A 6,123-nucleotide genomic window follows, 5' to 3' on the forward strand; every position below is an offset into this window, starting at 1 on the left:
GGCGGGGCTCTGGTCCGGCGCCCGCCCCCTCGCTTCCCCGGCCACACGATTACTTGCCGGCGACTTGGTCGGCTGATCTCCCTGCCGGGGGCCGAGAGCGGCCCGCGACCCGATTTTTCAGAGGGTCAGGGAGGGATCGTTGCCGTCCAGGTACATCCATGGATGGTCCCGCCCCATCTCGGTTCGCCGTTGCCAGAAACCGATGTCCAGTGCCAGAGATCGATATCCCCTCTATCGTGCGGTGATGCAGCGGCCTGGCTGGGGACGGAATGCCCTGTGAATCGCGGGGATCGTTCGCGCGCCGCCGGTGAGTCCCGGGGATCGCGGGGATGACGCGCCTCGGGGCGTGACGATCTCCGGCAGCACGCAGGAACATAATACGAACATCAACAGGGAGATCGGGCGGCTGGACAGGTAGGTGTTGTGGATAAGTCACGGGGCCGTACCACATGCCGTGTGTCAGCAAAGTCCCTACCCCAACATCTTGATCCTCAGCCTTCGGTTGTGCGTCAATCCGAACTCCGTCGCCGTGGGAGGGACCGTTCGTGCTCGACGTCGTGCAGTTCGATACCGTGCAGCTTCCGGGCCGCCATCCGGTGCGGGTGGACCGCACGCGCGATTCGCTGCTGACCGATTTCGGCCGCGCGACGCTGGACGACCGCTACCTGATGCCGGGCGAATCGTACCAGGACCTGTTCGCGCGCGTCGCCTCCGCCTTCGCCGACGATGCCGCGCATGCGCAGCGGCTCTATGACTACATCTCGAAGCTCTGGTTCATGCCGGCGACGCCGGTGCTGTCGAACGGCGGCACCACGCGTGGCCTGCCGATCTCGTGCTTCCTGAACGAGGCCTCCGATTCGCTCGACGGCATTGTCGGGCTGTGGAACGAGAACGTCTGGCTCGCCTCGAAGGGCGGCGGCATCGGCAGCTACTGGGGCAATCTGCGCTCGATCGGCGAGACGGTGGGCAAGGTCGGCAAGACCTCGGGCGTGATCCCGTTCATCCGGGTGATGGACAGCCTGACGCTCGCAATCAGCCAGGGCTCGCTCCGGCGCGGCTCGGCGGCGGTGTATCTGCCGGTGCACCATCCGGAGATCGAGGAGTTCGTCGAGATCCGCCGGCCGACGGGCGGCGATCCGAATCGCAAGGCGCTCAACCTGCATCACGGCGTCCTGGTGCCGGATGCGTTCATGCGCGCAGTGGAGGCGGGCGAGGCGTGGGCGCTGACCAGCCCGAAGGACGGGTCGGTGGTGCGGCGCGTCTCGGCGCGCGCGCTCTGGATCCGCATCCTGACGGCGCGGATCGAGACCGGCGAGCCGTATCTCGTGTTCTCCGATCATGTGAACAACGCGCGGCCGGAGCATCAGAAGCTCGCGGGGCTGGAGGTGAAGACCTCGAACCTGTGCAGCGAGATCACGTTGCCGACCGGGATCGATCATCACGGGCGGCAGCGCACGGCGGTGTGCTGCCTGTCGTCGCTGAACCTGGATACGTGGGACCAATGGCACGACGATCCGCTGTTCATCGAGGACGTGATGCGGTTCCTCGACAACGTGCTGCAAAGCTTCATCGACAATGCGCCAGAGGGGATGGAGCGGGCGCGGTACTCTGCCATGCGCGAGCGCTCGGTCGGGCTCGGCGTGATGGGGTTCCACTCGTTCCTGCAAGCGAAGCGCGTGCCGTTCGAGAGCGTGATCGCGAAGGTGTGGAACAGGCGCATCTTCCGTCACATCAAGGCGCAGTGCGATGCGGCGTCGCGCGTGCTGGCGGAGGAGCGCGGCCCGTGCCCGGATGCGGCCGATTACGGGATCATGGAGCGGTTCTCGAACAAAATCGCGATCGCGCCGACGGCGAGCATCAGCATCATCGCGGGCAACGCGTCGCCGGGGATCGAGCCGATCGCGGCGAATGTGTTCGTGCAGAAGACGCTGTCGGGGTCGTTCGCGGTGCGCAACCGCGCGTTAGCGGCGCTGCTCGCCGAGAAGGGGCGCGACGACGACGAGACCTGGACCTCGATCACGGTGAGCAAGGGCTCGGTGCAGCATCTCGATTGCCTGGACGAGCATGAGAAGGCGGTGTTCCGCACGGCCTATGAGCTGGATCAGCGCTGGGTGATCGAGCATGCGGCCGATCGCACGCCGTCTGTGTGCCAGAGCCAGTCGGTGAACGTGTTCCTGCCCGCGAACGTGCACAAGCGGGACCTGCACCAGATCCATTTCCAGGCGTGGAAGCGCGGGATGAAGAGCCTCTACTACTGCCGCAGCCTGTCGATCCAGCGCGCGGACACGGTGAGCGAGAAGGCGGTGCGGGTGGAGGCAGCGAACGACGTCGCATCCTTGCCGGTGGTCGCGGCGGCGGCGCAGGCGCGGACCTACGAGGAGTGCTTGGCCTGCCAGTAACGGCCGGCGCTGAGTTCATGGTATTGGGGGTGCGGGGGGATGGGCCAATGGCCCTTCGCCCCCGCGTTGATGGGATCGACAGCATGACAGAGAACAACGGCACGGCGCGCCTCGACCTCCTGACCGAGAACCCGGTCTACAAGCCCTTCCGCTACCCCTGGGCCTATGACGCCTGGCTCACGCAGCAGCGCATCCACTGGCTGCCCGAGGAGGTGCCGCTCGCCGACGACGTGAAGGACTGGCACAAGTCGCTGACGAAGGCCGAGCGCAACCTGCTCACCCAGATCTTCCGCTTCTTCACCCAGGCGGATGTCGAGGTGAACAACTGCTACATGAAACATTACGCCCAGGTGTTCAAGCCGACCGAGGTGCTGATGATGCTGTCGGCGTTCTCGAACATCGAGACGATCCACATCGCCGCCTACAGCCACCTGCTCGACACGATCGGCATGCCCGAGATCGAGTACACGGCCTTCCTCAAGTACAAGGAGATGAAGGACAAGTACGACTACATGCAGACCTTCCGGGTGGATTCGAGGGCCGAGATCGCCAAGACGCTCGCCGCCTTTGGTGCGTTCACGGAAGGGTTGCAGCTGTTCGCCTCGTTCGCGATCCTGATGAACTTCCCCCGCTTCAACAAGATGAAGGGGATGGGCCAGATCGTGTCATGGTCGGTGCGCGACGAGACGCTGCACTGCCTCAGCGTGATCCGGCTGTTCCGCACCTTCGTGGCTGAGAACCCGGAGATCTGGACGGATGGGCTGAAGCGCGAGATCCGCGCGATCTGCGAGACGATCGTGCACCACGAGGATGCGTTCATCGATCTCGCGTTCGAGCTCGGCGGGGTGGAGGGGCTCGATGCGCCCTCGGTGAAGCGCTACATCCGCTTCATCGCCGACCGGCGGCTGGTGCAGCTCGGGCTCGAGCCGATCTACGCGGAGGCGAAGAACCCGCTGCCCTGGCTCGACGAGATGCTGAACGCGATCGAGCACACGAACTTCTTCGAGAACCGCGCGACCGAGTACAGCAGGGCGGCCACCCAGGGCACGTGGGAGGAGGCGTTCGCCGACCACGTGTTCGACTCGCCGCAGCCGACGGGCGCGATCCTGACGCACTGACGGCCCTCGCCTCGATCCGCTTCCGGGGGCGGCGGGACGGGTGGCGGCGGGCCGTCAGGGCTGCGTGCCCGGCGACGGCGGCGGCGCGGGGATCAGTCCCGCTGCCAGCGCCGGTCGCCCTGCCGCGACTGCCGGCCGCCCTGATCGCGCCGGTGCTCGCTCCGCTGCCCGAGGCGGTGGCCGTGATCCGACCGGCGCTCGCCCTGGTGCCAGTGGCGGTCGCCGCGGCCCGGTGGCCGGTCCCAGTGCCGCGGCGGTCGCGGTGCCGGGGCCACCACGCGCACCCGCGGCGGCGGTGCGTAGACGCGGGGCCGGTAGGTGTAGGCAGGATAGGCTGTGTAGCCGTAGCCCGGATAGGAGTAGGTCGCGTGGCCGTAGGTGTACGCCGGATAGGCGTAGCCCGGGCCGTCCGCATAGGTGGCGCAGCCGGAGACCAGCAGAGCCGCGAGCAGCAGAAGCTTGCGCATCGGTCCCTCCCCTCGATGGCGGCACCTTACCGGGGGATCATGGCGGCGCCACGTGGGGATCGTGGCGGCGCGGCGGCGGACACGCCGGCGTCGCGCCGGCTCAGCCGGCCGGGTCTGCGCCCCCCAGCACGTCGCGCGGGGCGGTCGCGAGGTGCTGGTGCCGGTAGGGCTTGTCCAGCAGCGCCGGCCCGGGGCCTGCGGCCGGGTTGCCGGAGGTGAACAGCACCTTGAGCGCCGGGTGAAGGGCGCGCGCCTCCTCGGCGAGACGCCGTCCGTCGATGGCCCCGGCGAGGCCGATATCGGTGAACAGCAGGTCGACCGGGCGCTGCCGCAGCGTCTCCAGCGCCTCGGCCGCGCTCGCCGTAGCCAGCACCTGGTAGCCGAGGGCACGGAGCTGTGCGGCGGCCGCGGCACGGATGCCGGAATCGTCCTCGACCAGCAGGATGGTCTCGGTGCCGCCCTCGGGGGCGGGCTCCTGCGGCCCGGCGGCCTCCGCCGGCGCGCGCGGCAAATAGAGCGTCACGGTGGTGCCCTGGCCGGGCTCGGAGCGGATCTGCAACCGGCCCTTCGACTGCTCGACGAAGCCATAGACCATGCTGAGGCCGAGGCCGGTGCCCTTGCCCACGCCCTTGGTGGTGAAGAACGGGTCGCAGGCGCGCGCCAGCACCTCGGGCGACATGCCGGCGCCGGTGTCGCTGACGGCGATCATCACGTGATCCTCGGCCGCGCCAGCGGCTGCGCCATCCTCCGGGTCGAGCCGGACATTGCCGGTCTCGATCGTCAGCCGCCCGCCCTCCTGCATGGCGTCGCGGGCGTTGACGCAGAGGTTCAGCACCGCGCTCTCGAGCTGGAGCGGGTTGGCGAGCGCCGGCCAGGTCGCGCCGTTGCTGATCAGCGCGATCTCGATCCGCGCGCCGAGGGTGCGCACCAGCATGGCGCGCATCCGGGCGAGCAGGGCATCGACATCGGTCGGCTCGGCGGCGAGCGGCTGGCGGCGGGCGAAGGCGAGCATGCGCGTGGTGAGCTCGGCCGCGCTCTCGGCGGCGTTCAGCGCTGCCTCGGCGAGCTCGCGCAGTTCCTGCTCGGCGGCGAGCGCGCGGCTGAGCAGCTCGGTGTTGCCGAGGATGATGGTGAGGATGTTGTTCAGGTCGTGGGCGATGCCGCTGGTCAGCCGCCCCACGACCTCCAGCCGCTCGGAGAGCCTGAGCCGCTCCTCGGTGGCGCGGAGCGCGGTCACGTCCTCCTGGAAGCCGATGAAGTGGGTCGGGTTGCTGTCCGGCCCGGCGATCGGGACGATGATGTGGCGCGCGCGGAACAGCGTGCCGTCCCTGCGGCGGTTCATCACCTCGGCGGTCCAGACTTGCCCGGCGCGGATGGTCGTCCAGAGCCTGGCGTAGAAGTCGGGGTCCTGGCGGCCGGATTTGAGCAGGCGCGGCGTCTGGCCAAGTGCCTCGGCGGCGGGGTAGAGGGTGAGGCGCTCGAACGCCTCGGTGACGTAGCGGATGGTGCCCTGGTTGTCGGTGACCATGACCGCGAGCGGCACCGTGGCGATGGCTTCGGCGAAGACGGAGGGGGCAAGGTCGGCGGGCATCGGGCCTCGGGGAGGGCTCCGGTTGGGCGTCGGCCGCTGGCTGCGCGCGGGGCAACCAACCCGGTGCCGCACGGCGAGCCGGTGCGGAGTGGGGTCAGCCTAGCACTCCCGCGCGTGCCGCGAGAACTGGCGCGGGCAGAACAACCCGGGGCTGTGGCGCGGGTACAACGGCGGGTAGCGGTGATCGCTGCGTGGGGACGTGGGGTTGAGCTTCAGGTCAGCGAAGGGGTCAGGGCCGCAGTCGAAATGGGCGTTGAGGGCGGTCCAGCGGTCAGGCGGTGCTCCCTCGCCGTGAGGCTCGGTCTGGTGACGGGAGGCGAGGGCGTGTCTGTGGTGGTCCCGATCGCTGCCGCGATGGCGCGTCGCTCACCGCCCGAGGGCGGCCGCCGGCGTGCAATATCGGCCAACGCGGAGGTGGCGTGGGGAGCCCCATGTCTCTACTCGGGAACGTGTGTTGCGTCGTCGCGCAGACTAAGAGCCCATCCGGGAAGAAGTTGAGTCGTTTGAATCGGCTGTGATTCGCTGCGTCAGCAGACGATTCGCGGAGG

4 protein-coding genes are annotated in these 6,123 nt (G+C 68.7%); 2 read left to right on the plus strand and 2 right to left on the minus strand.

Annotated features, from left to right (window positions below; translation table 11 throughout):
* Positions 1-545: 545 nt before the first annotated feature.
* Positions 546-2,399 carry a ribonucleoside-diphosphate reductase subunit alpha gene (locus tag ACTIFU_RS10600; RefSeq protein WP_439578274.1) on the plus strand — a complete coding sequence of 618 codons (1,854 nt, stop codon included), beginning with the start codon at positions 546-548 and terminating at the stop codon, positions 2,397-2,399.
* 83 nt (positions 2,400-2,482) lie between these two features.
* Positions 2,483-3,517 (plus strand): ribonucleotide-diphosphate reductase subunit beta, encoded by a 1,035-nt coding sequence (locus ACTIFU_RS10605; RefSeq protein WP_439578275.1) that lies wholly within the window; start codon positions 2,483-2,485, stop codon positions 3,515-3,517.
* Positions 3,518-3,609: 92 nt separating this feature from the next.
* On the opposite strand, the gene ACTIFU_RS10610 is transcribed toward ACTIFU_RS10605, so the two are convergent.
* A complete protein-coding gene (locus ACTIFU_RS10610; protein WP_439578276.1) occupies positions 3,610-3,984 on the minus strand; it encodes a hypothetical protein in 375 nt (124 codons plus the stop codon).
* 100 nt (positions 3,985-4,084) lie between these two features.
* Positions 4,085-5,575: an ATP-binding protein gene (locus tag ACTIFU_RS10615; RefSeq protein WP_439578277.1), complete on the minus strand. Its 1,491-nt coding sequence runs from the start codon at positions 5,573-5,575 to the stop codon at positions 4,085-4,087.
* Positions 5,576-6,123: the final 548 nt, after the last annotated feature.

The organism is Elioraea sp. (assembly GCF_051860475.1).
Classification (GTDB): Bacteria; Pseudomonadota; Alphaproteobacteria; order Acetobacterales; family Acetobacteraceae; genus Elioraea.

Bases quoted from the DNA above. Each gene is read 5' to 3' on its own strand.
- ACTIFU_RS10605 (WP_439578275.1), top strand. From the start codon at position 2,483: ATGACAGAGAACAACGGCACGGCGCGCCTCGACCTCCTGACCGAGAAC.
- ACTIFU_RS10615 (WP_439578277.1), bottom strand. From the start codon at position 5,575: ATGCCCGCCGACCTTGCCCCCTCCGTCTTCGCCGAAGCCATCGCCACG.
- ACTIFU_RS10610 (WP_439578276.1), bottom strand. From the start codon at position 3,984: ATGCGCAAGCTTCTGCTGCTCGCGGCTCTGCTGGTCTCCGGCTGCGCC.